This is a genomic window from Burkholderia sp. SRS-25, from assembly GCF_004343765.1.
Lineage (GTDB): Bacteria > Pseudomonadota > Gammaproteobacteria > Burkholderiales > Burkholderiaceae > Burkholderia > Burkholderia contaminans.
The window spans coordinates 1-24505 of record NZ_PTXM01000044.1 but is presented as its reverse complement, the minus strand read 5'-3'; the positions used below and the strand labels follow the sequence as shown (position 1 = coordinate 24505).

General features: G+C 68.3%; 24 protein-coding genes and 1 pseudogene. 16 read left to right on the top strand and 9 right to left on the bottom strand.

The annotated features are described in order from the left end of the window. Nucleotides 1–7 precede the first annotated feature (7 nt). From C5O79_RS37340 to C5O79_RS37320, 5 genes are all read left to right on the top strand, one after another. The gene (locus C5O79_RS37340) at nucleotides 8–268 is read left to right on the top strand and encodes a phosphopantetheine-binding protein (RefSeq protein ID WP_039360173.1); all 261 of its coding nucleotides are present in this window, start codon (nucleotides 8–10) and stop codon (nucleotides 266–268) included. A 110-nt stretch (nucleotides 269–378) separates the two neighbouring features. Then, nucleotides 379–1095 carry a 3-oxoacyl-ACP reductase FabG gene (fabG, locus tag C5O79_RS37335; RefSeq protein WP_046546238.1) on the top strand — a complete coding sequence of 239 codons (717 nt, stop codon included), beginning with the start codon at nucleotides 379–381 and terminating at the stop codon, nucleotides 1093–1095. A gap of 87 nt (nucleotides 1096–1182) precedes the next feature. After that, nucleotides 1183–2481, top strand: coding sequence for an endoribonuclease L-PSP (locus tag C5O79_RS37330; protein ID WP_131932289.1), 1299 nt, complete (start codon nucleotides 1183–1185; stop codon nucleotides 2479–2481). Between the two features lie 125 nt (nucleotides 2482–2606). Then, on the top strand, nucleotides 2607–3389 hold the full coding sequence (locus tag C5O79_RS37325) for a glycosyltransferase family 2 protein (RefSeq protein ID WP_046544420.1): 783 nt from the start codon (nucleotides 2607–2609) through the stop codon (nucleotides 3387–3389). 196 nt (nucleotides 3390–3585) lie between these two features. Then, complete coding sequence (locus C5O79_RS37320; RefSeq protein WP_046544421.1) at nucleotides 3586–4347, top strand: M48 family metalloprotease; 762 nt, start codon at nucleotides 3586–3588, stop codon at nucleotides 4345–4347. 100 nt (nucleotides 4348–4447) lie between these two features. Here the strand turns inward: C5O79_RS37320 and C5O79_RS37315 are convergent, their stop codons facing one another. From C5O79_RS37315 to C5O79_RS37300, 4 genes are read right to left on the bottom strand one after another with little or no spacing between them, the layout of a single operon-like run. Next, nucleotides 4448–6160 carry a lactate permease LctP family transporter gene (locus tag C5O79_RS37315; RefSeq protein WP_122474584.1) on the bottom strand — a complete coding sequence of 571 codons (1713 nt, stop codon included), beginning with the start codon at nucleotides 6158–6160 and terminating at the stop codon, nucleotides 4448–4450. A gap of 50 nt (nucleotides 6161–6210) precedes the next feature. Next, nucleotides 6211–7656, bottom strand: coding sequence for a LutB/LldF family L-lactate oxidation iron-sulfur protein (locus C5O79_RS37310; RefSeq protein WP_122474334.1), 1446 nt, complete (start codon nucleotides 7654–7656; stop codon nucleotides 6211–6213). Beyond that, nucleotides 7653–8387: a lactate utilization protein C gene (locus tag C5O79_RS37305; RefSeq protein ID WP_122474333.1), complete on the bottom strand. Its 735-nt coding sequence runs from the start codon at nucleotides 8385–8387 to the stop codon at nucleotides 7653–7655. Before C5O79_RS37305 ends, C5O79_RS37310 begins: the two co-directional genes overlap by 4 nt. Further along, entirely contained in the window at nucleotides 8384–9184 is an 801-nt protein-coding gene (locus C5O79_RS37300; protein WP_122474332.1) for a (Fe-S)-binding protein, read from the bottom strand. The genes C5O79_RS37305 and C5O79_RS37300 overlap by 4 nt, the downstream gene beginning before the upstream one ends. A 134-nt stretch (nucleotides 9185–9318) precedes the next feature. Between C5O79_RS37300 and C5O79_RS37295 the strand changes: the two genes are divergently transcribed. From C5O79_RS37295 to C5O79_RS37275, 5 genes are all read left to right on the top strand, one after another. After that, nucleotides 9319–10035 (top strand): FadR/GntR family transcriptional regulator, encoded by a 717-nt coding sequence (locus tag C5O79_RS37295; RefSeq protein WP_122474331.1) that lies wholly within the window; start codon nucleotides 9319–9321, stop codon nucleotides 10033–10035. Nucleotides 10036–10257: 222 nt separating this feature from the next. Continuing rightward, complete coding sequence (locus C5O79_RS37290; protein ID WP_047852216.1) at nucleotides 10258–11883, top strand: phospholipase D family protein; 1626 nt, start codon at nucleotides 10258–10260, stop codon at nucleotides 11881–11883. A gap of 148 nt (nucleotides 11884–12031) precedes the next feature. Further along, a complete protein-coding gene (locus tag C5O79_RS37285; RefSeq protein ID WP_046544428.1) occupies nucleotides 12032–12805 on the top strand; it encodes a class II aldolase/adducin family protein in 774 nt (257 codons plus the stop codon). Between the two features lie 366 nt (nucleotides 12806–13171). Continuing rightward, nucleotides 13172–13606 carry a CHRD domain-containing protein gene (locus tag C5O79_RS37280; protein WP_046544429.1) on the top strand — a complete coding sequence of 145 codons (435 nt, stop codon included), beginning with the start codon at nucleotides 13172–13174 and terminating at the stop codon, nucleotides 13604–13606. 89 nt (nucleotides 13607–13695) lie between these two features. Beyond that, the gene (locus C5O79_RS37275; protein WP_122474330.1) at nucleotides 13696–14658 is read left to right on the top strand and encodes an alpha/beta hydrolase; all 963 of its coding nucleotides are present in this window, start codon (nucleotides 13696–13698) and stop codon (nucleotides 14656–14658) included. Here C5O79_RS37275 and C5O79_RS37270 read toward each other — a convergent pair. Next, nucleotides 14628–15470, bottom strand: coding sequence for an EcsC family protein (locus C5O79_RS37270; RefSeq protein ID WP_046544431.1), 843 nt, complete (start codon nucleotides 15468–15470; stop codon nucleotides 14628–14630). The genes C5O79_RS37275 and C5O79_RS37270 overlap by 31 nt on opposite strands. A gap of 107 nt (nucleotides 15471–15577) precedes the next feature. On the opposite strand from C5O79_RS37270, the gene C5O79_RS37265 reads away from it, so the two are divergent. Continuing rightward, on the top strand, nucleotides 15578–17173 hold the full coding sequence (locus tag C5O79_RS37265; protein ID WP_122474329.1) for an MDR family MFS transporter: 1596 nt from the start codon (nucleotides 15578–15580) through the stop codon (nucleotides 17171–17173). A gap of 26 nt (nucleotides 17174–17199) precedes the next feature. Continuing rightward, complete coding sequence (locus C5O79_RS37260; RefSeq protein ID WP_046544433.1) at nucleotides 17200–17646, top strand: MarR family transcriptional regulator; 447 nt, start codon at nucleotides 17200–17202, stop codon at nucleotides 17644–17646. A 69-nt stretch (nucleotides 17647–17715) separates the two neighbouring features. Here C5O79_RS37260 and C5O79_RS37255 read toward each other — a convergent pair whose 3' ends face one another. Together C5O79_RS37255 and C5O79_RS37250 are read right to left on the bottom strand one after the other, a co-directional pair. Further along, a complete protein-coding gene (locus C5O79_RS37255) occupies nucleotides 17716–18297 on the bottom strand; it encodes a DJ-1/PfpI family protein (protein WP_039360134.1) in 582 nt (193 codons plus the stop codon). Between the two features lie 165 nt (nucleotides 18298–18462). Then, nucleotides 18463–19743 (bottom strand): amino acid deaminase, encoded by a 1281-nt coding sequence (locus C5O79_RS37250; protein WP_047852214.1) that lies wholly within the window; start codon nucleotides 19741–19743, stop codon nucleotides 18463–18465. 119 nt (nucleotides 19744–19862) lie between these two features. On the opposite strand from C5O79_RS37250, the gene C5O79_RS37245 reads away from it, so the two are divergent. The 4 genes from C5O79_RS37245 to C5O79_RS37230 all read left to right on the top strand — a co-directional run bounded on the left by C5O79_RS37245 (nucleotide 19863) and on the right by C5O79_RS37230 (nucleotide 23348). Then, nucleotides 19863–20801, top strand: a complete 939-nt coding sequence (locus C5O79_RS37245; RefSeq protein ID WP_046544435.1) for a MurR/RpiR family transcriptional regulator — start codon at nucleotides 19863–19865, stop codon at nucleotides 20799–20801. Between the two features lie 2 nt (nucleotides 20802–20803). Continuing rightward, on the top strand, nucleotides 20804–22285 hold the full coding sequence (locus C5O79_RS37240) for a D-aminoacylase (RefSeq protein ID WP_046544436.1): 1482 nt from the start codon (nucleotides 20804–20806) through the stop codon (nucleotides 22283–22285). A gap of 76 nt (nucleotides 22286–22361) precedes the next feature. Beyond that, nucleotides 22362–22748, top strand: coding sequence for a Rid family hydrolase (locus C5O79_RS37235; RefSeq protein ID WP_006751946.1), 387 nt, complete (start codon nucleotides 22362–22364; stop codon nucleotides 22746–22748). Nucleotides 22749–22928: 180 nt separating this feature from the next. After that, on the top strand, nucleotides 22929–23348 hold the full coding sequence (locus C5O79_RS37230; protein ID WP_122474327.1) for a VOC family protein: 420 nt from the start codon (nucleotides 22929–22931) through the stop codon (nucleotides 23346–23348). Nucleotides 23349–23476: 128 nt separating this feature from the next. On the opposite strand, the gene queF is transcribed toward C5O79_RS37230, so the two are convergent. Then, nucleotides 23477–24301, bottom strand: a complete 825-nt coding sequence (gene queF, locus C5O79_RS37225) for an NADPH-dependent 7-cyano-7-deazaguanine reductase QueF (protein ID WP_122474326.1) — start codon at nucleotides 24299–24301, stop codon at nucleotides 23477–23479. Between the two features lie 11 nt (nucleotides 24302–24312). Beyond that, a pseudogene (locus C5O79_RS37220) lies at nucleotides 24313–24505 on the bottom strand (threonine ammonia-lyase, biosynthetic); the annotation flags it as partial.

The following is a 24505-nucleotide window of genomic DNA, read 5'->3' as shown; positions in this document are numbered from 1 at the left end:
ACGCATGATGAACGCACTGGAACAAGAGCTCGCCACGCTGATCATCGGCGAACTGAATCTCGAAGACGTCACGCTCGAAACCGTGACGGCCGAGACCCCGTTGTATGGCGAGGGTTTCGGGCTCGACTCCATCGACATCCTGGAAATCGCCCTGCTGATCTCGAAGAAATACGGCTTCGAGTTGCGTTCGGACAATCCGGACAACCAGAAGATCTTTGCGACGCTCGGTGCACTGGCTGCGTACGTCGCCGCGCACCGCACGAAGTGAGCGCGTCGCGCACGGGCGCGACGCACAGATGATGACGGCAGGCGGCCGCGATCGGCAGACGATACGCGGCCGCGTCGATCGAGGTGGAACGCGATGAACGGAGCAATTCGATGCGCTCGCTCGTGACGGGCGGCAGCGGCGCACTCGGGCAGGCGATCTGCGCGGCCCTCGCGCAGGCCGGCCATGAAGTGTGGGTGCATGCGAACCGCCATCTCGCGCAGGCGGAGGCCGTCGCGCAGCAGATCGTCGAGGCCGGCGGCTCCGCGCACGCGATTGCGTTCGACGTGACCGACGCCGATGCGACGCTCGCCGCGCTGAAGCCGTTCATCGACGATGCGCCGGTGCAGATCCTCGTCAACAACGCAGGGATTCACGACGATGCGCCGATGGCCGGCATGTCGCGACAACAGTGGCACAGCGTGCTCGACGTGACGCTCAACGGCTTCTTCAACGTCACGCAGCCGCTGCTGTTGCCGATGATCCGCACGCGGCGCGGACGGATCGTCAACATTGCGTCGGTGGCCGGCGTGACCGGCAATCGCGGGCAGGTCAACTACGCGGCCGCGAAGGCGGGGCTGATCGGCGCGACGAAGTCGCTGTCGCTCGAGCTCGCGTCGCGCGGCATCACCGTGAACGCGGTCGCGCCCGGCATCATCGAATCGCCGATGGCCGAGCACGCGTTTCCCGCGGAACGCATCAAGCAGCTCGTGCCCGCGCAGCGCGCGGGCCGGCCCGACGAAGTCGCGGCGATGGTCGCGTACCTGGTGTCCGATGCCGCGGCCTATGTGACGGGGCAGGTGCTGTCCGTCAACGGCGGGCTCGCCTGACGAAGCGCGCAGCGTCGGCGTGACGTAACGCAACGCGGCGCAGGCCATGATGTTGCGCGGCCTGGGCCGCATAGTGAGGAAATCGAAGTGTCCGTGCATCCAGTCGACGCCGAACGGCGGCCGTGCTCCCTGTCATCCTCTATCGCGCCCGTCGGGCGCGGGCAGACGGCGGCCGGGCCGGTCGCATCGCGATCGGGCGAAGCGCTCGCGCTTGACGGCGACCGGGCACTGCGGCTCGTCCGGATGAGCCATGCGCGGCTCGCCGCGCTGCTGCACGATGCGCGTGGTCGTGGCGATCGATTCGAGCGCGCGTTTCCCGGCGCATTGGGTGCGGTGTGCATTGGCGCGGACACGGCATCGCACGCCGAATCACGAGCGGACGCGGCGGCACGGATGCTGGCCGATGTCGTACCCGACCTGCCGGTCGCGCCCGTGCCGATGACGCTGCTCGGCGCCGGCATCGCGCCGGACGACGCCGTCTGCGAAATCTGGCAATGCCAAGCGCATGACCTGCGCAGTGAACGGCGCGGCGCGCTGCACTATCGGTACAGCGAAACAGCGGGCCTCGTGTTCGGCAGCATCGTCGTGCACGAAGAAGCACATGAGGCGAACGAATCGCACGACGGCGGCACGCCGCTCGAACGCGCGACCCACGACGCGTACCGCGCCCTGTTCGGCGTGCTCGATTCGCTCGGCATGCCGCATCCGCTGCGCATCTGGAATACCGTGCCGGCGATCAACGCGGTGCAGTTCGGGATCGAGCGCTATCGTCAGTTCAATATCGGGCGCCAGCACGCGTTCGATGCGTGCCGCCGCGCGCTGACCGGCGGTGTGCCGGCCGCATGCGCGCTCGGTTCGGTCGTGCCGGTCGCGGGCGATGCATCGCCGGCCGCGCCGCTCGCGATTCATTTCCTTGCGAGCCGCACGCCGGTCGATCCGGTCGAGAACCCGCGCCAGGTCAGCGCGTATCACTATCCGGCGGAGTACGGCCCGCGTGCGCCGACGTTCGCGCGCGCCGCCACATGGTCGGAAGGCGATGCCGCGCCGGTGCTGTTCGTATCGGGCACCGCGAGCATCGTCGGGCACCGCACCGTGCATCACGGCGACGTCGTCGCGCAAACGCGCGAGACGGTCGCGAACCTCGCGGCCGTGCTCGAGCAGGCCGCGCGCCAGGGGCACGGCCCGTTCTCGCTCGCCGACCTGAGCTATCGCGTCTACGTGCGCGACGCCGGCGATGCCGAGGCGCTGGCCGCGATCGAGCGCGTGCTGCGCGATGCGGCCGGCCCCGGCGTGCGGCCGCTCGTCGTTCATGCGGACGTGTGCCGCGACGACCTGCTGGTCGAGATCGAGGCCAGCGCGGGTCATGAGGAGGCATGGTTGTCATGAAACGGGAAAACCTCACGATCGAGCCGCCGGCCCCGCACGCGGGCGACGTCGACGAAGCCTGCCGACGGTCGCCGGCAAGTCATAAACTTTTGTCAGGATCCCCGTCTTCGCAATCGGCCGTTTCCATGTCCAAGCTGCACGCGTCGTCCACCCATCTCGTCCTGATTCCGAGCTACAACCCGGGTGCCAAGGTCGACACGACCGTGCGCAATGCCCGCGCGCAGTGGAATCCGGTGTGGGTCGTCGTCGACGGCAGCACCGACGGCAGCGCGGAACGGCTGCAGGCGATGGCCGAGCGCGACCCGGGCTTGCGTGTGATCGTGCTGCCGGAGAACCGCGGCAAGGGCGCCGCGGTGCTCGCCGGGCTCGACGCGGCGGCCGCGAGCGGCTTCACGCATGTGTTGACGATGGATTCCGACGGCCAGCATCCGTCTGACCTGATTCCCGCATTCATGGCCGCATCGCAGGCCGCGCCCGACGCGATGGTGCTGGGCGTGCCGAAGTTCGACGCGAGTGCGCCGCAGTTGCGCGTGCAGGGCCGCCGGCTGTCGAACGCCTGGGCCGACCTCGAAACGCTGTGGGCCGGGATCGGCGATTCGCTGTACGGGTTTCGCGTGTATCCGGTCGCGCCGCTGGCGGCGATCATGCGCCGCCAGCCGTGGATGCGCGGCTTCGACTTCGATCCCGAGGCGGCCGTGCGGCTGTGCTGGGCCGGCGTGCGTCCGATCCGCATCGACGCGCCGGTGCGCTATTTCGGCCGCCACGAGGGCGGCGTCTCGCACTTCCACTATGGCCGCGACAACGCGCTGCTTGCGTGGATGCACCTGCGCCTGTTCACCGGTTTTGCGGTGCGGTTGCCGATGCTGGTCGCGCGGCGGCTGACGCGACGCCGCGACCAGACGGCCTGAGCCCGCCCGGTTCCCCTTCCGATCGTCGCCCGGTTGCGGCGATTACGCCGTTTTCCGTCGCCAATCCCGTTCCGGTGCGCCGCTTCGTTCCTGTTCGCTAGGTAATCAACGTGTCATCGGATGTAAACATCTGGTAATTTTCTGCCGGATTATGCAAAATCGCCGCTCCCAAATACAACTATCGAGGGATTCCGGGATGCAACTCAAGAAAGCGGTGGCAGCGTGTGGCGTGGCGTTTCTGTTGAGCGCGTGCGGCGGGGTGCAGAGCCTTGACGCGAACAGCCTGACGTCGGCGGGGACCAGCTTGTACAAGGCAGCGACGCTGTCGGATGCCGACATCGCCGCACTGTCGAACGACTCGTGCAAATCGAGCGATGCCGAATCGAAGATCGCGCCGGCGAACAGCGCATATGCGAAGCGCCTGACGAAGGTGATGAAGGGCTTCGGCGACATGACGCTGAACGGCCAGAAGATCAACTACAAGGTCTACATGACCAAGGACGTCAACGCGTGGGCGATGGGCAACGGCTGCGTGCGCGTGTACAGCGGCCTGATGGACCAGATGAACGATGACGAACTGCGCGGCGTGATCGGCCATGAAATGGGCCACGTTGCCCTCGGCCACTCGAAGAAGGCGATGCAGACGGCCTACGCGGTCAGCGCGGCACGCACCGCGGCCGGCGCGGCATCGCCGGGCGTGGCGGCACTGACGAGTTCGCAGCTCGGCGACATCACGGAGAAGTTCATCAACGCGCAGTTCTCGCAGACGCAGGAAAGCGCGGCCGACGATTACTCGTTCGACCTGATGAAGCAGAAGGGCATGAACCAGAAGGGCCTCGTCACCGCATTCCAGAAGCTAGCGAAGCTCGACGGCGGCCAAAGCTCGATGATGAGCTCGCACCCGTCGTCGGCGAGCCGTGCGCAGCACATCGAGGATCGCATCGCGAAGGGCAGCTGATCGCGCAACCGATCGCCTGCCGCGGCGGGCGATCAACCGGCGACATGAAAAACCCCACGCTCTTTCGGGCGTGGGGTTTTGTTTTTGGGGCGGGTGCCGCTTACGGAACCATGCCCGGCAGCACGTACGCCTGCGCGAGCGTGATCAACCCGACGATCACCGCGAACAGCAGGCTGTGTCGCACCGTGAAGCGGAACAGCTCCGACTCCTTGCCGACGAGGCCCGTCGCCGCGCAGGCGACCGCGATCGACTGCGGCGAGATCATCTTCGCGGTCACGCCGCCCGTCGTGTTCGCGGCCACCGCGAGCGTCTCGGGTACGCCGAGCTGATGGGCCGTGGCCTGCTGCAGCGAGCAGAACAGCGCGTTCGACGACGTGTCCGAGCCCGTCAGGAACACGCCGAGCCAGCCGAGGAACGGCGAGAAGAACGGGAACGCGGCGCCGGTCGCGGCCAGCATCAGCGCGAGCGTCGACGACATCCCCGAGTAATTCGCGACGAACGCGAACGCGAGCACGAGGCCGATCGACAGGATCGGGCGCGTCAGTTCCTTCAGCGTCTCGCCGAACGTGACGAGCGCGTCGCGCGGCTTCATCCGCAGCAGCGCCATCGAGATCAGCGCGGTCACGAGGATCGCGCTGCCCACCGCCGACACGAGATCGATCTTCAGCACCGCGTCGAGCGCCTTCGGCGTCGCGGCGATCGGCGCGGTCTTCACGACGAGCTGGTCGAGCCCCGCCACATGGAACTTCAGCACGGTCGACGCGAGTGCGCCGTGCGCGGCGAACAGCGCCTTGAACGGCGCGATGCTCCACACGGTGACGACGGCCGTCAGGATCAGGAACGGCGACCACGCGCGCACGGTCTGCGCGAGCGTGTACGGCGATGCCTGCCGGCTCGTGCCGGTGCCGAAGCCGCTGCGCGAGCCTGCGCCGCCGAAGCCCGCGAGCGCGGCGCCGCTGCCGGACGCGACGAGGCCGCCGGCCGTCTGCTTCGCGGTGCGCGGCTGCCAGACCTTCAGGAACGCGGCGAGCGCGACGAGGCTGACGAGCGACGACGTGATGTCCGGCAGCTCGGGCCCGATGTGGTTCGACGTGAAGTACTGCGTCACCGCGAAGCTGCCGCCCGCGACGAGCGCGGCCGGCCAGGTCTGCCGCACGCCGCGCAGCCCGTCCATCATGAACACGAGCCAGAACGGCACCGCGAGCGACAGCAGCGGCAGCTGGCGGCCGGCCATCGCGCCGATATGGAACGGGTCGATGCCCGTCACCTGCCCGGCGACGATGATCGGAATGCCCATTGCGCCGAACGCGACCGGTGCAGTGTTTGCAATCAGACACAGTCCTGCCGCGTGCAGAGGCTTGAAGCCGAGGCCGACGAGCAGCGCGGCGGTGATCGCGACGGGCGCGCCGAAGCCGGCCGCGCCCTCGAGGAACGCGCCGAACGAGAAGCCGATCAGCAGCATCTGCAGGCGCTGGTCGTCGGTGATCGACAGGACGGACGCGCGAATGATGTCGAACTGGCCGGTCTTCACGACGATCTTGTACAGGAACACGGCCGCGACGATGATCCACGCGATCGGCCAGATGCCGTACGCGAAGCCGAAGCCGGCCGCTGCGAGCGCCTGCGGCACGGGCATCCCGTACGCGAGGATCGCGACGCCGAGCGAGAGCAGCAGCGTGATCGCCGCGGCGACGTGGCCCTTGAGCCGCAGCGCGGCCAGCGCGACGAAAAAGAAGATGATCGGGATTGCGGCGACGAACGCCGACAGCCCGAGGCTGCCGAGCGGGGTGTAGATCTGATGCCAGGCCTGCATGGATGTCTCCTCCATAGGTTTTTGTCGGTACGGCTTGAGAAACGAAACGGCTATTCGGGCTGGCCGCGTGCGCGCAGCAGGTCGGACAGGCTGCGCGGCGCCGGCTCGAGCGGCGTGCGGTGCTGCGTCCACCCCATCTGTCTGGCGGGCGTCAGCGCATGCAGCCGCGTGGCGGTCCAGCGGAACGCGCGATATGCGCGCGGATGCGCGAACGCGCCCGACCAGAAGCGCCACACGAGGTCTTCCGCGCGGTTGTAGTTCGCGCCCTGGCCGCGCAGCGGGTGCGCGACGGGTTCGTCGGGCTTGCGGTTCGCTTCGGTGCGCAGCCGCACGAGCAGTTGCGGGATCGGAATTCGCACCGGGCACACCTCGCCGCACGCGCCGCACAGCGTCGATGCGGTCGGCAGGTCGGCCGTCGCGTCGAGGCCGAGCAGGTGCGGCGAGATGATCTTGCCGATCGGGCCCGGGTAGGTCGTGCCGTATGCGTGGCCGCCGATGCGCGTATAGACGGGGCAGTGGTTCATGCACGCGCCGCAGCGGATGCACTGCAGCGTCGCGCGCAGCTGCTCGTCCGCGTAGGCCTGCGTGCGGCCGTTGTCGAGCAGCACGAGATGCAGCTCGCGGGGGCCGTCGCGTTCGCCGTCGCGGCGCGGGCCCGAGATCAGGTTGAAGTACGTCGTGATCGCCTGGCCGGTGGCCGAACGCGTGAGCAGGCTCGACAGCGGCACGATGTGCTCGAGCTTCTCGACGACCTTCTCGATCCCCATGATCGCGACGTGCGTGTCGGGTACCGTCGTCGACAGCCGGCCGTTGCCTTCGTTTTCGACGAGCCACAGCGTGCCGGTGTCGGCCGCCGCGAAGTTCACGCCCGACAGGCCGATGTCCGCTTCGGCGAACGCGCTGCGCAGCGCGCGCCGGCCGGTCTGGATCAGCTCGTCGACGTCCTCCGTGTAGCGCGTGCCGGGGATGTGTTCCTCGAACAGCTCGGCGATGTCGCCGCGCGTCTTGTGGATCGCCGGCATCACGATATGCGACGGCTTCTCGCCCGCGAGCTGCACGATGAATTCGCCCATGTCGGATTCGATGCAATCGACGCCGTGCTCCGCGAGGTAATGGTTCAGCTCGATTTCCTCGCTCGCCATCGACTTGCCCTTGATCACGCGGCGCGCCTTCTTCGCCTGCGCGATGCCGAGCACGATTGCATTCGCGTCGGCCGCCGTCTCGGCCCAGTGCACGTGCACGCCGGCTTCGGTGAGCTTGGTCTCCAGCCGTTCGAGCAGCGCGGGCAACTGCGCGAGCGCATGCTGCCGCACCGCTTCGCCGAGGTCGCGCAATTGCTGCAGCTCGTCGTCGTCGGGGAACTGCGTTGCACGCTTGCCCTGCAGGAAGTCCATCGCGCCGCGAAAGCTCTTGCGCAGCGCGGGATCGTCGAGCGCAGCGCGCGCGCGGGTCTTGAAGTCGCCGGGGGCGACGAATTGCAGCGTGTGGTCGCTCATCGCGGGATGTCCTCGCTGACGGTGGTGGCCGCGCGGCCGGCTGCCGTACCGGTGACGATCACGACCCACAGGCGGCGCGGGCCATGCGCGCCATAGGCGAGCGTCTGCTGGATGTCGGAGGTCTTCGACGGGCCCGACACCAGCACGAGGTTGGTCGGCATGCCGGCCTGCCAGTGCTCCGCGTGCGCGGCCGCATGCAGGTCGGGATGCAGCGTGCTCGCGTGGACGAGCGCGACGTGCAGCGGCGGCACGAGCGACACCGTGCGCGGCGTGCCGGCATCGGGTGCGAGCACGACGGTGCCGGTGGCCGCGATGCCCGAGCGCGCAACGGTGAAACCCGCATCGATCGTGTCGAACAGTTCGGGTTTCCACGCGTCGATCGGCCGGTCGAACGGTACCGGTGCGACTGCGCCGGGCAGCGCGCGGGCGAGCGCGGCGGATTCGGCGCGGGCCGGGTCGAGCAGCAGGCGGCGTACGCCGGCCTCGGCGAGCCGCGCGGCGAGCTGCGCGGGCCATTCGTCGCCGGTCGCGCACCAGACGTCCGCGTGCGACGCGGTGAGCGCGGCCTGCATCGTGACGGCAAGCGCGTGTGGATCGTGCGCGGCCTCGTTCTGCGCGCGGCGCGTGTCGTAATGCGTGTCGATGCGCGCGTCGAGTGCGGGGGCGGCCGCGGCCGCCACACCCGGGGCGGCAGCGCGCAGCCGCTGGAGGATTGCGTCGCGCGCGCTCATGGCTTGTCTCCGCGCAGCGATGCGGCGCATGCCGTGCGCCGCCACAGGAAGCTGGCGAGGTGCTCGACCGGCAGCGCGGCGCCGGACTTTTCGGCCGCGTGGCCGATGTTCAGCAGGCAGCCGCAGTCGGCGGATACGAGCCGGTCGCAGCCCGTCGCGCAGGCCGACGCGACCTTGTCGCGCACCATCGCGCCGGAGATGTCGGGATGCTTCAGCGAGAACGTGCCGCCGAAGCCGCAGCATTCGGATTCGCGTTTGTGTTCGATGCGCGTCACGCCCGGCAGCGCGTCGACGAGCGCGACGCCGTGCACACGCGTGCCCATCTCGCGGCGGGCTGCGCATGACGTGTGCAGCACCACGCGCTCGTCGGCGCCGGCCGGCGCGGCGAGCGCATCGAGCCGCACGTCGAGCACGTGGACGAGGAATTCGGTGAGTTCGTAGGTCCGTTCCGCAATCGCACGGGCCTTGGGGCCGTGGACGCGGTCGTCGGCAAACAGCGCCGGCCAATGGTGCCGGATCATGCCGCCGCACGAGCCGGACGGCACGATCACGGGCCACGGTTCGGCGAACAGGTCGAGCTGAGCGGCCGCGACGCGGCGCGCTTCTTCGGGATTGCCGCTGCTGTAGGCCGGCTGCCCGCAGCAGCTCTGGCCGCGCGGATAGTGGACGGTCAGGCCTTCGCGTTCCAGCAGGCGGACCGCGTCGAGCCCGGCTTCGGGGACGAACAGGTCGACCAGGCAGGTCGCGAACAGATAGACGTGCGCGGGGGCGGCGGCGGGGTACTGCCTTTCGTTCATGTCTCGCTCCAGATGCGACGGCCCGGCATGCGGATGCGGGACGACGATTTCGCTGCATAATTCCCGCGACGGCGCCGCAGCTCAAATTGGTTGGGCCAATCGGCGTGGCAGGTATTCCGCAGGGAGACGCGACGATGGCAGCGATGACGGCACGGGGCCGGACCGAAGTGGTGATGCGCAAGATCGAGACGGCGCTGCTCGACGGCACCTGGCCGGCCGGCGCACGCTTGCCGGCCGAGCGAGTGCTCGCGCAGGAATACGGCGTTGCGCGCAATACGGTGCGCGAGGCAACCCAGCGGCTCGTCGCGCGCGGGCTGCTGCAGAGCCGGCGCGGCGCGGGCGTTTACGTGACTGACCAGTTGCGTGCCGGCATCGCATCACCTTGGGGCCAGCTGGTCGCCGATCATCCGGCGCTGCGCGACGACATCCTCGAGTTCCGCCGCGTGCTGGAAGGCGCGACCGCCTATTTCGCCGCGCTGCGCGCCGATGCGAACGACCGGCGCCGGATCCGTGCGCTGCTGCGCGAGCTCGAAACCGCGCACGCGAACGGCGCCGCGGCCATCGAGGCCGCGACCGACGCGAAGCTGCACGAGGCGATCGCGCTCGCGTCGCACAACACGATGTTCCTGCACCTGCATACGAGCGTGATCGGGATGCTGCGCGAGCACATCTCGATCAACGTGGCGGGCATGACGACGCACGACGAGCAGGCGTCCGAGCTGTTGTTGCTGCAGCACCGCGTCGTGTGCGACGCGATCTGCGCGCAACGGCCGGAGGAGGCGCGCACCGCGATGCAGACGCATATCGACTATGTGCGCAGCCATTTCGAGCGCAGCGGCGATGACGCCTGATTGGTTGGACCGCTTTGGCGTGCGGCCCGTCCCGCGGCCGCCCCCGGCGTGGTGGGGCAGCGACGCCCGACAGTCGGGGGCACGCCGGCGGTTCGCCGGTGCCGGTGTCGCCAGCGCGATTGACCGGTTCATCGGGCGCCCACTAGAATCGGCCGGAACCGCGCGCCAGCCGCGCGCCGCGGCGCATGCGGGCCCTTTGTTCCGCCAGTCGAGGAAGTTTCCGTGTTCACCTCATTGATCCGGCGCGCACCGGCCGCGCTGTCGTGGCGCGCCGCATGCCGCCCGGCCCGCGCACTGGCCGTCGGCGTGCTGCTATCGCTCGTCGCCGCGTGCGCGACGCATCCGCCCGCCACCACGCTCGATCGCCCGGTTTCCCACGCGTTGCCGCCCGATACCGCGACGCCGCTGCGCGACGCGCTGGCCGGGCCCGCGGCCGCGCATCCGGGCCAGTCCGGTTTCCGGCTGCTGGCGGAAGGTGCGGAGGCGCTGCAGATGCGCATCGCGCTTGCACGCGCCGCGACGAAGACGCTCGACATGCAGTACTACATCGCGACCGAGGACACGACCGGCAAGCTGCTGCTCGGCGCGGCGCTGTACGCGGCCGATCGCGGCGTGCGGGTGCGGATGCTGGTCGACGACCTGAATTTCCGCGACATCGATCGCATCATGGCCGCGCTGAACACGCATCCGAACATCGAGATCCGTGTGTTCAACCCGTTCGGCGCGTCGCAGCAGGGCATGGTCGAGCGCACGGCCAATTTCTTCACGCGCATCGACAGCTTCACGCGCCGGATGCACAACAAGGCGATGATCGCGGACAACCAGATCGCGATCGTCGGCGGCCGCAATCTCGGTGACGAATACTTCAACGCGAGCCCGACGCTGCAATTCCGCGATCTCGACGTGCTGGCCGCCGGCCCCGTGACGAACGACGTGTCGGCGAGCTTCGACACTTACTGGTCGAGCGCGAGCAGCTATCCGCTGCGCGTGCTGAACCACCAGTCGTTCGATCCGAAGGACCTCGACGCGACGCGCGACGAGCTGCGCGCCCACTGGCGCACGAACGCCGATCCATACAACGCGAAGCCGCTGAACGCGACGCCGCTCGCGCAGCAGATTGCCCGCGACGAGCTCGCGCTCGTGTGGGCGCCGGCCGAGTTCAAGGTCGACGCGCCCGACAAGGTCGCGCAGCCGACCGACGCATACGTGAGCCCGCCAATGCGGCGCCTGGTGGAACTCACGCGCGGCGCGCGGCAGGAATTCCTCGCGTTCTCGCCGTATTTCGTGCCGCATGACGCCGGCGTGAAGATCCTCGGCGAGGCGACCGCGCGCGGCGTGCGCGTCGCGATCCTGACGAATTCGCTCGCCGCGACCGACGCGGTCGCCGTGCAGGCAGGCTATGGTCCGTATCGCGTGCCGCTGCTGCAGCGCAGCGTCGAGCTGTACGAGTTCAAGGCGCAGCCGGGCCAGCCGCGCGCGCGCCTGTTCGGGTCGCGCTCGCGGGCAAGCCTGCACGCGAAGGCGTACGTGATCGACCGGAAGATCCTCGTGATCGGCTCGATGAACCTCGATCCGCGTTCCGCGCACCTGAACACCGAACTGGCGCTCGTGATCCACAGCCCGGCGCTCGCGCAGCAGGTCGCGACGATCTTCGCGCGCGTGACCCAGCCGGATGAAAGCTACCGCGTGAGCCTTGTGACGCCGGCGGGCGGCGGGTCGCCCGAACTCGAATGGACGGGCATCGACGACGGCCAGCCGACCACCTATCACGTCGATCCGCATGCGGGGCTGCTGCGCAACGTGATGACCGGCATATTCATGCTGCTGCCGGTGGACGACCAGCTTTAAGGGGACGGAAGCGCTCCGGCTAAACCCGCGTTTCCGGTGCGCGGGGAAGAGTGATATGGTTGTGTGCGCAACTAATGTGGCGTGCAGGACAGTGCCGCGAACAGCCCGCGCCACGCGTGTCGCGCACGCCCGCAACCGGAGTTCCCCCATGCAACGTGTCCCGAACCAGCCGTTCACGCGTCCCGCCCGTTTCTCCGAAGCCGAATGGCAGGCGCGCGTGCAGCTCGCGGCGGCTTACCGCATCTTCGATCATCTCGGCTGGACCGAGCTGATCTACAACCATATCTCGCTGCGCGTGCCGGGCGAGGACGGGCATTTCCTGATCAATCCGTTCGGGCTCCATTACCGTGAGGTGTGCGCGTCGAACCTCGTGAAGATCGACATCGACGGCAACGTGATCGGTCATTCCGACTGGCCGATCAACCCGGCCGGTTTCACGTTCCACAGCGCGATCCATGCGGCGCTGCCGGATGCGCACTGCGTGATGCACGTGCACACGACGCCGACGATGGCCGTGTGCTGTTCGCGCGACGGGCTGTCGTTCTCCAATTTTTATTCGGCGCAGCTGTACGGGAAGATCGCTTATCACGACTTCGAGGGCATCACCGTGCATCTCGAGGAGGGGCGGCGCATCGTCGAAAGTGCAGGCGGGCGGCCGGTGCTGCTGTTGCGCAACCATGGGCCCGTGACGATCGGCGCGACGCTCGCGCAGACCTTCTCGCTGATGTGGCTGCTCAATCGTGCATGTGAGGTACAGGTTGCCACGCATGCGATCGGCGACGCGATGCCGATCGCGCCGCCGGTGCTCGAAGGGTGCGTGCGCGATTCGCTGAATTTCGATCCGAAGCATGGCGCGGGGCAGGACGCGTTCGACGCGCTGCAGCGGATCGTCGATCGCATCGATCCCGGCTATCGCGCGTGACGTGAAGCGGCGCGATCGCTTCGTCATGCGTGATACGAGGTGAACCGGATCCGACGGCGGCGTGCGAAAAAAAACGCGGCCGGGTGGCCGCGTGAATACTCGCAGACTCCTTCGGACGAAGGAAACAAGCAACTGTGAGACGAAGTGTAGCGAAAGGCCGCGCGCCGATTCAGTCATCCGGCTGCAAAGGTCCATTCCAGGTTGATGCAGACTGATGCGTCGTGCGCCGCGCGAGAGGGCCGGCCGGGCGCGGTGCGGCGATTCGCTGCATGGCCGTTCGGGGGACTCCCGGACCGGCGGCGATCGACTACCATCATGTCTGGCGCCCCCGCTCGGGCGGCGTACAACGTCGTACAAGGAGAATCCATGCTCAAGCTGCGTTTGCTCCAGGTCGCGTTACTCGCGGGCGTGCTGGCCGCCGGCAGCGCCGCCGCCGAAACGGTGCGCCTGTCCGCCAATCTCCAGCCGTCGAGTGAAGTGCCGCCCACGGCGACCAAGGGCTCGGGCGACGTCGAGGCCACCTACGATACGGCCACGCACATGCTGCAGTGGAAGGTCACTTACGAACACCTCACGGGGCCGGCCACCGCCGCGCACTTCCACGGGCCGGCGCCGGTCGGCCAGAACGCGGGCGTGCAGGTGCCGATTCCGAAGGAGGAGCTGGCGAGCCCGATCAAGGGCTCGAAGGAACTCACCGACGCGCAGGTCACCGACCTGATGGGCGGCAAGTGGTACTTCAACGTCCATACGAAGGAGCACCCGGCCGGCGAGATCCGCGGCCAGGTGATGCCGGCGAACTGAGCGCCGGCGTTTGATGTAGAGGCACCTGTCGAGCGGTGCGGAAGCGATCGCACGTACCATCGTCACACTGTGATTACGGAGTGCGTCCGATGAGTTGGCAAAGCAAGTTCGCCTGCTGGCTGCTGCGCTGGCAGTTCCGGCCCGAGACCACGCGCGAGGTGCTCGATCCCGCCCGCGCACGGCGCTTTACCGACCTGCGGATGGTCGTGCCGCGCCGTGCGCCGTCGGGCTACCGATTGCGCCAGTGCCATGGCCCGGGCGACGCGCCGCTGTGCGGCGAATGGCTCGAGCGCACCGACTCGGTTGCGGGCCGCGGGCCCGGCCGCACGCTGCTGTACTTCCATGGCGGCGGCTATTACTTCTGTTCGACGAAGACCCACCGTCCGCTCGTGTTCGGCCTGACGAAGCGCGCGGGCGTGCGCTCGTTCTCGCTCGACTACCGGCTGGCGCCCGAGAACCGCTTCCCGGCTGCGCTCGATGATGCGCTGGCCGCGTACCGGCAACTGCTGGCGCTCGGCACGCCGCCCGAGTCGATCGTGCTCGGCGGCGATTCGGCGGGCGGCGGCCTCGCGCTCGCGACGCTCGTCGCGCTGCGCGACCGCGGCGAGCCGCTGCCGGCCGGCGCGATCCTGTTCTCGCCGTGGACCGACCTGGTCGCCACCGGCGCGACGCTGCGTACGAACGACGGCGCCGATCCGATGTTCGCGGGCGCGGCGCTGGCGAAGGCCGCGAAGCTGTACCTGGGTGACGAGCCGGGCACGAATCCGTATGCATCGCCGCTCTACGCGGATTTCGCGGGCCTGCCGCCGCTGTATATCCAGGTCGGCAGCACCGAGGTGCTGCTCGACGATTCGCGCCGCGTCGCCGAGAAGGCGAAGGCGGCCGGGGTCGCGGTGGAGATCGAGGTGTGGCCGGACATGCCGCACGTGTGGCAGCTGTACGCGCCGATGGTGCCAGAGGCACGTGACGCGCTCGACCGTGCGGCCGCGTTCCTGCGCCGCGTCGCGGTCGAACGCGCGGTTCAGCGCGCCGGCGAGGCGTCGATCGCCTGATAGGCGGCTTTGACGGCCACCGAGCCGTACTTGCGCTCGAGCCGGCGTACGGTGAAGTGGCCGTGCGCCATCTGCTGGAAGTGGTCGATGAACAGCGTATTGACGGTCGCGCCGAGCACGGCGCCGATCGCCGGAATCGACTTCGCGGCCATCTGCTCGGTCACCTGCACCGAGAAGCGCGACGCCACCGTCTGCACGAGCTTGAACACGGCCGCGGAGCTGTGCGCGGCGATGCCCTTCGTCGTGATGTCGGACGACGCCTTCGAGATCGCCTGCGCGAGCGCACCGCGCAGCACGAAATAGCCGAGATCGGCGTCCTCTTCCTGCTTGTCCGGGTTGCCGCCCATGCCGAGCACGGCCAGGCATTGCAGCTGCGTATCGACCGAGCCCAGGTCTTCCCCCTCGCTGCGCGCGATGTCGCACACCGAGCGGAAGATCAGCGTCGTCGTCACCGGCAGCTCGACCGGCAGCGCGAGAAAGCCGAACGCACCGCCCGCCGCGCCGGTCGTTGCAACCGCGAGCTTGTGCAGCAGGTTGCTCGGCTTGTCGGGTTCGGCGTCCGGCCCGGGCGGCTTGCCGAGCGTGCGCAGCGCGATGTTCAGGCACTTGCGCAGCGCGAGTTGCGTCGCGTCGTTGATCTTGCCGGTCGCGAAATCCGGCAGCCGGGCGATCATTTTCTCGACCGGCGCGCCGAGCATGCCCGTCAGCTTCATCGTCAGCGACGGGCTTTCCAGCACCTGCTTTGCGCGCCACAGCGCATCCCGGTCCTCCTGAGACAGCGTGGTCGCGGGGGTGATTGAAATCGGTTCCATCTTTCTCCTTGGCGGTCTGAGCCGGTTTGACCGTCACCGGCCTAGATTACTCCGGCGTGCTAGAATTTTGAGATTGTTTGACTCGTCAAAAGTTGCGCCAACAAAAAATGGCCGTCCATACTGCCGCCCACCATTCGAGCGGGCAAGTCCTGCCGTTCCGCGAATCGCTGCTGGCGATGATCGGGATCTCATTTGTCACCATGCTGGTCGCGCTCGACCAGACCGTCGTCGGCACCGCGTTGCCGACCATCGTTGCCGAGCTTCGCGGTTTCGACCTGTACGCATGGGTCGCGACCTCGTACCTGCTCAGTTCCGTGATCACGGTGCCGATCTTCGGCCGGCTCGGCGACTATTACGGCCGCAAGCCGTTCGTCATCGTGTCGATCGTCGTGTTCACCGGCGCGTCCGTGCTGTGCGGGATGGCGAACGACATGCTGATGCTCGTGCTCGCGCGCGGGCTGCAGGGGATCGGCGGCGGGATGCTGGTCGGCACCGCGTTCGCGTGCATTCCCGACCTGTTCCCCGATTCCGTCGTGCGCCTGCGCTGGCAGGTGCTGATGAGCTCCGCGTTCGGTATCGCGAACGCGGTCGGCCCGTCGCTCGGCGGCGTGCTGACCCAGTCGTTCGGCTGGCGCTCGGTGTTCTACGTGAATTTGCCGGTCGGCTTGCTGTCGCTGCTGTTCGTGTGGCGCTACCTGCCGCACCTGCGCCATATCGAGCACGATCGCAAGATGCGGCTCGACTGGCCGGGCGCGCTGCTGATCGCGCTGTCGCTCGGCGCGCTGCAGCTGTTCGTCGAATGGCTGCCGAAGTACGGCGTCGCGAGCTGGGCGTCGCTGCTGCTCGTCGTCGCGGTCGCGGCCGGTTTCGGCCTGTGGCATTGGGAGAAACGTTGCGCGCAGCCGATCTTGCCGTTCGACATGTTCGGCAACCGCGCGCTGTCGGCGCTCTTCGTGCTGGCGATCCTCGCCGGCTTCTCGATGTTCTCGCTGCTGTTCTACGCGCCGCTGCTGTTCCAGGGCGGGTTCGGGATGTCGCCGAAGGAGGCAGGGCTCGTGATCACGCCGCTCGTCGTGTTCATCACGATCGGCAGCATCATGAACGGCCGGGTCGTCACGCGCATCCGCAATCCGAACGCGATGCTGCACGTCGGTTTCGTGCTGTTCGCGATTACCTGCGCGGGCATCGTCGTGTCGACCCACACGACGCCGAGGTGGGTGCTGATGGCGCTGATGGTCGCGGGCGGCATCGGGCTCGGCTTCGTGCTGCCGAACCTCACCGTGTTCGCGCAGCAGACGGCCGGCCGCGAGCACCTCGGCATCGCGACCGCGCTGCTGCAGTCGCTGCGGATGGTCGGCGGGATGATCGGCACCGCGCTCACCGGCACGCTCGTCAACCAGATGTATTCGGGCGGCGTGCGCGATGCGCTGTCGGCCGACCACGCGATGCAGTGGCATGCGCAGCTCGCCGATCCGCAGATCCTGATCGATCGCGCCGCGCAGGGCGGTCTGGTCGCGGAGCTGACGCGCGCCGGGCATAATGGCGCGCTGCTGCTGGAAGCGGCCCGCGAATCGCTCGTCGGCGCGATTCACCTGGGCGTCGCCATGGCGGCGGTCGTCGCCGTGGTGTCGGTGTGGCAGTGCCGCCGCGTGCCGCCGATCGCGCTGCGGCACAAGATCGAACCGCATGTCGCGGCCGACTGAACGATTGAACGAACAGAACTGAGCGCATGGAAGAACAGGACCGCGTCGCGATCTTGCAGCAATTCGGACGCACGTATCGCGCGTTCATGACCGCGTTCGAGGCGCAGGTCGGGCAGCCGATGCCGCGCTGGCGGATCATGGTCGCATTGCACACGATGGGCGGGCATTCGTCGCAGAAGAAGCTCGTCGAAGTGCTGCGCGTCGATCCGGGCGCGCTCACGCGCCAGTTGAAGTCGCTCGACGCGCTCGGCTGGATCCAGCGTGAATCCGACGCGCGCGACAACCGCGTGACCAACGTGACGCTGACGGACGACGGCCGCGCCGCGTTCGACGCGTGCCTGCCGCGCCGCAAGGCGTTTCTCGATCAGACGATGGCGCAATTGCCGGACGACGTGCTGAATGCGCTGTCGGGTGCGCTGGCGATGCTGGAGTCGCGGATCGCGGACGTCGGCTCGACGCCGGCCGCACGCTGAAGCGCGGGGCAGGGCGGCGCGAACACGCCGCCGGCCCGGCCCTTCATCTCATCTCAATTCACTTCAGGTTCAAAGCTCGATGCGCGTGCCCAGCAGCACGAGAAACTGCGCCAGCCACGCCGGATGCGCGGGCCACGCGGGCGCGGTGACGAACGGCGCGTCGGTCACGGCCGCGTCGACCGGGATGTCCGCGTATTCGCCGCCCGCGAGCTTCACCTCGGGCGCGCAGGCCGGGTAGGCCGAGATGCGCTTGCCGCGGATCACGTCGGCGGCCGCGAGCAGTTGCGCCGCGTGGCAGATCGCGGCGATCGGCTTGCCGGCTTCGGCGAACTCGCGCACGAGCGAGATCACCTTCGGATCGAGTCGCAGGTATTCGGGGGCGCGGCCGCCCGCGATCGCGAGCGCGTCGTAGCGCGATGCGTCGACGTCGTCGAATGCCGCGTTCAGCGTGAACTGGTGGCCGGGCTTCTCGGTGTAGGTCTGGTCGCCCTCGAAATCGTGGATCGCGGTCTTGATCTTGTCGCCCGCGCGCTTGCCAGGGCAGACTGCATCGACGTGATGGCCGACGGCCTGCAGCGCCTGGAACGGCACCATCGTTTCGTAGTCTTCGGCGAAATCGCCGGTCAGGAACAGGATCTTCTTCGCGGCCATGGCTTTCTCCAGTGGAGCTGCGTTGAGGGCCCGCGCGACAGGCAAGTGCAACGCCCGCCTGGAGCCCCGAGGACGAAACGCAGTGTACTCCGGCCGCTTGAAGCGCGCGTGACGGCCGCCCCGCGCGAGCGGCGGGGCGGTTGTGCACGATGTGTGCGACGGGCGTCAGAAGAAGGTTTCGACGACTTCCGTCACGCTGAACTGCGGGTCGAGCACGAGCACCTGGCGCCACTTGTCGAACGTCAGGCACGGGTGCGAGATGTCGAACGCGACCATGTCGCCGACTTTCACGTCCGCGCCCGGCGGGATCTGCAGGTACGCATGCTGGTCCATCATCCCGGTGACGGCCCACCCTTCGGCGGCGGCGACGTCGCGCGGCGCGGTGTCGCGGCCCGGGCGGAAGTGACGCGCCGGCTCCGGCAGCCCCGCGTCGAATGCCGCGTCGCGCTTGCCGAGCGCGACGATCGCGCGATCGGCCTCCGGCACCGATTGCACGTAGGCCCACAGCTGCAGCGCGGGCAGCAGCCCTTCGCCCATCGTGCGTGCGATCGGGTTGCGCGCGAACACGTCGGTCTGCGCCTTCTTGTAGATGCCGACATCGTGCGTCAGGTAGCAGCCCGGACGCAGCACGACTTCCGCGAAGCCGGCGTTGGACGCCTTCGCGAATTCCTCCGCGACCACGTCGTACCACGCCGAACCGGCGCCCGACAGGATCGCCGGCGTACGCGCGAAGCGGCCAGCCTCGGCCAGCTCGCGCGTGAGCGCGACCGCTTCCTGCAGGAACGTGCGGATTTCGCCTTCTTCCTTCAGCACGCCTTCGTAGAGTTCGATACCGGCCAGCTTCAGCGTGTCCGGATAGCGCGCGATCGCGGCGAGCACGGCCTCGCGTTGCGCGGCATCGCGCACGCCCGCGCGGCCGCCCGGCACGCCGAGTTCGAGCAGCACGTTCAGCGGCTTCTTCAGTGCGCCGAAGAAGCGGCCGAGCTGGTCGACGCTCTCCGCCGAATCGACGAGACAGAAGAATTCGAAGTCGGGATCGGACAGCAGCCCGGCGATGATCGTCATGTTCTGGCGGCCGACCAGCTGGTTCGCGAGCAGCACGCGGCGCACGCCGCCGTGATACGCGGCCTGCGTCTGGTGCGCGGTCGCGAGCGTGATGCCCCACGCGCCGGCGTCGAGCTGGCGGCGGAACAGTTGCGGCGCCATCGTCGTCTTGCCGTGCGGCGCAAACTTGACGCCGTACTTCTGCACGAATGCCTGCATCCAGTTCAGGTTGTGTTCGATGCGATCTTCGTAAAGCACGGCGGCCGGCAGGCTGACGTCTTCCGCAAGCAGGTTCCACTCGAGGCGGCCTGCTTCGCCGAGCGGCACGCTCGCGCTCGGCAGATTGCCGAGGCCCTTGCCGAACGGATCGATCGTCGCTTCCTGATAGTTTGTAACTTTCATGTCATCCCGCTCCATCATCACTATGCATTGCACTGAAGTTGACACGCCGATGGTACAGAAAGTAGCATCGGCGCGGTGATGTTATTTAGTAACATCGAGCTTCAAACTCTTTTCCTCAGATGAACACGCCCGCCACTCCGTCCGTCCCGCTCGCGGCCGAGCTTCACCCGGCTCCGGCCGCTCCGCCGGTCCTCGACATCGTCGCGCGGATCGCCGAATGCGCGCCCGAGCTGCGCGAAGCCGAGCGCAAGGTCGCCGCGTTCGTCCTCGCCGACCTGGCGCGCGCCGCGCATGCCAGCATCGGTGCGCTGGCACGCGACGCCGAGGTCAGCGTCGCGACGGTCACGCGTTTCGCGAAAGCGGTCGGCTGCCGCGACGTGCGCGAACTGAAGGTGCTCGTTGCGCAGGCGGCGGCCGTGGGCCAGCGCTTTCTGGTGCCGTCCGACGATGCGCCGGCCGACGACGCGAGCCCCGCGTCGATGGTCTACGACGAGATCCGCGTCGCGCTCGCGCACAACCATCAATTGCTGCGCAATACGTCGTTCGAGGCAGCGGCCGACCTGCTCGCCGGCGCGAAGATGACCTACGTGTACGGGCAGGGCGGCGGCTCGACCGCGCTCGCCGACGAGCTGCGCTTCCGGCTCGTGCGCTTCGGCCGGCCGGTCGCGAGCTACCAGGACAGCGTGCTGCAGCGGATGGTGGCCGCGACGCTGTCACGCGACACCGTCGTCGTCGCGCTGTCGGTGAGCGGCCGCGTGCCCGAGCTGCTCGAGAGCTGCCGGCTCGCGAAGCGCTACGGCGCGAAGCTGATCGCGATCACCGCGCCGGCTTCGCCGCTCGCGAAGCTGGCCGACCACCTGATTCCGGTCGTCGCGTTCGAAACCGATTTCATTTACAAGCCGTCGACATCGCGCTACGCGATGATGATGGCGATCGACGTGCTCGTCACCGGAGTCGCATTGCGGCTCGGCGATGCGGGCCGAGAATCGCTGCGTCGCATCAAGCACGCGCTCGATGCGCACCGCGGCGGCGGAGACCGTCAACCGGTAGGAGACTGACCATGCATTCGCATCCCGAAGCCGCCGATACGCTGATCGTCGGCGCGCAGCTTTACGACGGTACCGGTGCGCCGCCCGTCATGCGCGACATCGCGATCCGCAACGGCCTGATCGCGGCGATCGGCAACCTGTCGAACTGGCTTGCCGAAAACGTCGTCGATGCGAACGGCCGCGCGCTCGCGCCGGGCTTCGTCGACGTGCACACGCACGACGACACGCACGTGATCCGCGCACCGGAGATGATCCCGAAGATATCGCAGGGCGTGACGACCGTGATCGTCGGCAACTGCGGGATCAGCGCGTCGCCGGTGACGCTCGCGGGCGATCCGCCCGATCCGATGAACCTGCTCGGCGAGCGCGGTGCATTCCAGTACCCGACTTTCGCCGACTACGTCGTGGCCGTGAACGGCGCGCGTCCGGCCGTGAACGTCGCGGCGCTCGTCGGCCACACGGCGCTGCGCAACAACCAGATGGACCGCCTCGACCGCGCGGCGACCGACGGCGAGATCGCCGGCATGCGCGCGCAGCTCGAGGAGGCGCTCGCGAACGGCGCGCTCGGCCTGTCGTCGGGGCTCGCGTACGGCTCCGCGTTCGCGGCGCCCACCGAAGAGGTGATGGCGCTCGCCGAGCCGCTCGCGAATGCGGGCGCGCTGTACACCACGCACATGCGCACCGAGTTCGACGCGATCCTCGACGCGATGGAAGAGGCGTACCAGGTCGGCCGCCATGCGCGGGTGCCGGTCGTGATCTCGCACCTGAAGTGCGCGGGCCCGTCGAACTGGGGGCGCAGCACCGAAGTTCTCGCGTCGCTCGAAGGCGCGCGCCGCTACCAGCCGGTCGGCTGCGACTGCTATCCGTACAGCCGCAGCTCGTCGACGCTCGACCTGAAGCAGGTGACGGGCGACATCGACATCACGATCACGTGGTCGGAGCCGCACCCGGAAGTGGCGGGCAAGCTGCTGAAGGCGATCGCGGCCGAGTGGGGCGTGACCGAGCAGGAAGCCGCGCAGCGCATCCGCCCGGCGGGCGCCGTGTACCACAACATGTCCGAGGACGACGTGCGCCGGATCCTGTCGCACCCGGCGACGATGGTCGGCTCCGACGGCCTGCCGAACGATCCGCTGCCGCACCCGCGGCTGTGGGGCGCGTTCCCGCGCGTGCTCGGCCACTACGTGCGCGAAACGAACCTGCTGCCGCTCGAGGAGGCGATCCGCAAGATGACGTCGCTGTCCGCGCGCCGCTACGGGATCGCACGGCGCGGCGAGGTGCAGGTGGGCTACCACGCGGATCTCGTGCTGTTCGACCCGGCGAGCGTGATCGACGCCGCGACGTTCGAGAAGCCGCAGCAGCCCGCGCACGGGATCGATGCGGTGTGGGTGAACGGCGTGCTCACGTATGAAAACGGCCAGCCGACCGGCGAGCGCGCCGGCGGCTTCGTCGCCCGCGGCGAGCGCGTGCCGGCGAGTGCCGACGCTGCGTTCTGAACGCGGTGGTTGTTCCGATCTGCCGCGCGCGCCGTCGTCGGTGCGCGCATCCGTAACCGAAACAAGGAGTGAAACGATGAAGCGATATGGCGTAGGCGAAGCGAAGGGCACGGGCGGCCAGGTGATGCCGTTCGCACGGGCGGTCGAGGCCGACGGCTGGCTGTACGTGTCGGGCCAGACGCCGATGGTGAACGGCGAGGTCGTCGAAGGCGGCATCGTCACGCAGTCGAAGCAGACGATCGAGAACGTGATCGCGATCCTGAAGGAAGCCGGCTACGGCCTCGAGCACGTCGTGCGCTGCGGCGTGTGGCTCGACGACGCGCGCGATTTCGCGTCGTTCAACAAGGTGTTCGTTTCGTACTTCGGCGAGCATCCGCCGGCACGCGCGTGCGTGCAGTCGAGCATGGTCATCGACTGCAAGGTCGAGGTCGACTGCATCGCGTACAAGGCGCCGGCGAAGTAACGCCGCCACGGCAAGCCGCTACGCAACGGGCCCGGCGCATTCACGTGCGTCGGGCCCGTTTTGTCATGTGCGGGCACCGGTCGATCGGCGGGCGGCACTCCCGCGACTGTAGCCGCAACCGCCGCAACGCATTCCGCCCGTTCATGTAATGTGCCGCATGACCCTAAGGAGAGGACATGCATGGAATGGCCCGCACTGGTGCCGGAGCTGATCTGCTCGGACCTTGCCGGAAGCATTCGCTTCTATCGCGACGTGCTCGGATTCTGGATTCGCTTCGAGCGTCCGGAAGACGGGTTCGCCTACCTTGAAATCGGGCGGGCCCAGCTGATGCTCGAGCAGTACAGTCCGGAGAGCTGGCTGACCGGTCCGCTGGAGCCGCCGTTCGGGCGCGGGATCAATTTTCAGATCGAGGTCGACGCGCTCGATCCCATCCTCGACAGGATTCGCGCCGCGGGCGTGGTGCCGTTCGTCGAGCCGCGCACGTCCTGGTATCGGGAGGACGATATCGAGCATGGCCAGGTCGAGATGCTGGTGCAGGATCCCGACGGCTACCTGTTGCGCCTGGTGGAGATCCTCCCGGAGCGGCCGGTGAGCGGGTGACTGCAGGCTGTCCGCGCTTCTCCACGCAATGAAAAACAGCCCGGCCGGTTGAACTCGGCCGGGCTGTTTCGTTTGGGGGTTGCCGTCGCGTGTTGCGGACCGTGACCTGCGGCGGCCGCCCGCCGCCGTCACTGCCGCGCATTACGCGCGTTGTCCGGCATCGGCTGGTTGTAATTCGTGCGGAACGGGTTGATGTCGAGCCCGCCGCGGCGCGTATAGCGCGCATACACCGCGAGCTTCACCGGTTTGCACGCATGCAGGATGTCGAGGAAGATCCGCTCGACGCACTGCTCGTGAAAGCCCGTGTGGTTGCGGAACGAGATGATGTAGCGCAGCAGGCCCGCGTGATCGATCTGCGGCCCGACGTAGTGGATCTGCACGCTGCCCCAGTCGGGCTGGCCGGTGACCGGGCAGTTCGAGCGCAGCAGGTCGGACACGAGCGTTTCCTCGACCGGCGCTTCGTCTTCAGCGGCCGACAGCAGCGACGGATCGGGTTCGTACACGTCGGTGTCGAGGTCGAGCCGATCGAGCGACAGCCCGTCGAGCTCGTCCATCTCGAGCTTGCCGAAATCGTGCGGCGACACGAGCTGCACGGAGACGGTCGCGCCGCACGCGGCCGACACGTCGCGCTTCAGCGCGTCTCGCACCGCGTCGATCGAATCGAACTTCGTCTGCGCGAACGAGCCGAGATACAGCTTGAACGACTTCGATTCGACGATGTTCGGCGATTCGGCCGGCACGTAGAACGTTGCAACGGCGATCTGCGGCTTGCCGCGCGCGTTGAGCCACGACAGTTCGTAGGCGTTCCAGATGTCGGTGCCGAAGAACGGCAGCGCCGACGTGATGCCGAGCTGTTCGCGCGCGCCGGCGCGCGGGATCGGGAACAGCAGCGACGCGTCGTACTGGGCGGCGTAGACGATGGCCTTGCCGAGCGGGGAATGTTCGGGATTCATGCGTGACGCCTTTACGACAGGAAGAGGCGGTAAGCCGGGTTGGCGCTCTCCTCGACATACGGATACCCGAGTGCCGCCAGGAAGCGTTCGAATTCGGCGCGATCGGCCGGCGGCACCTGCAGCCCGACGAGGATCGAGCTGTAGTCCGCGCCCTGGTTACGGTAGTGGAACAGGCTGATGTTCCAGTCCGGCGCCATCGACGAC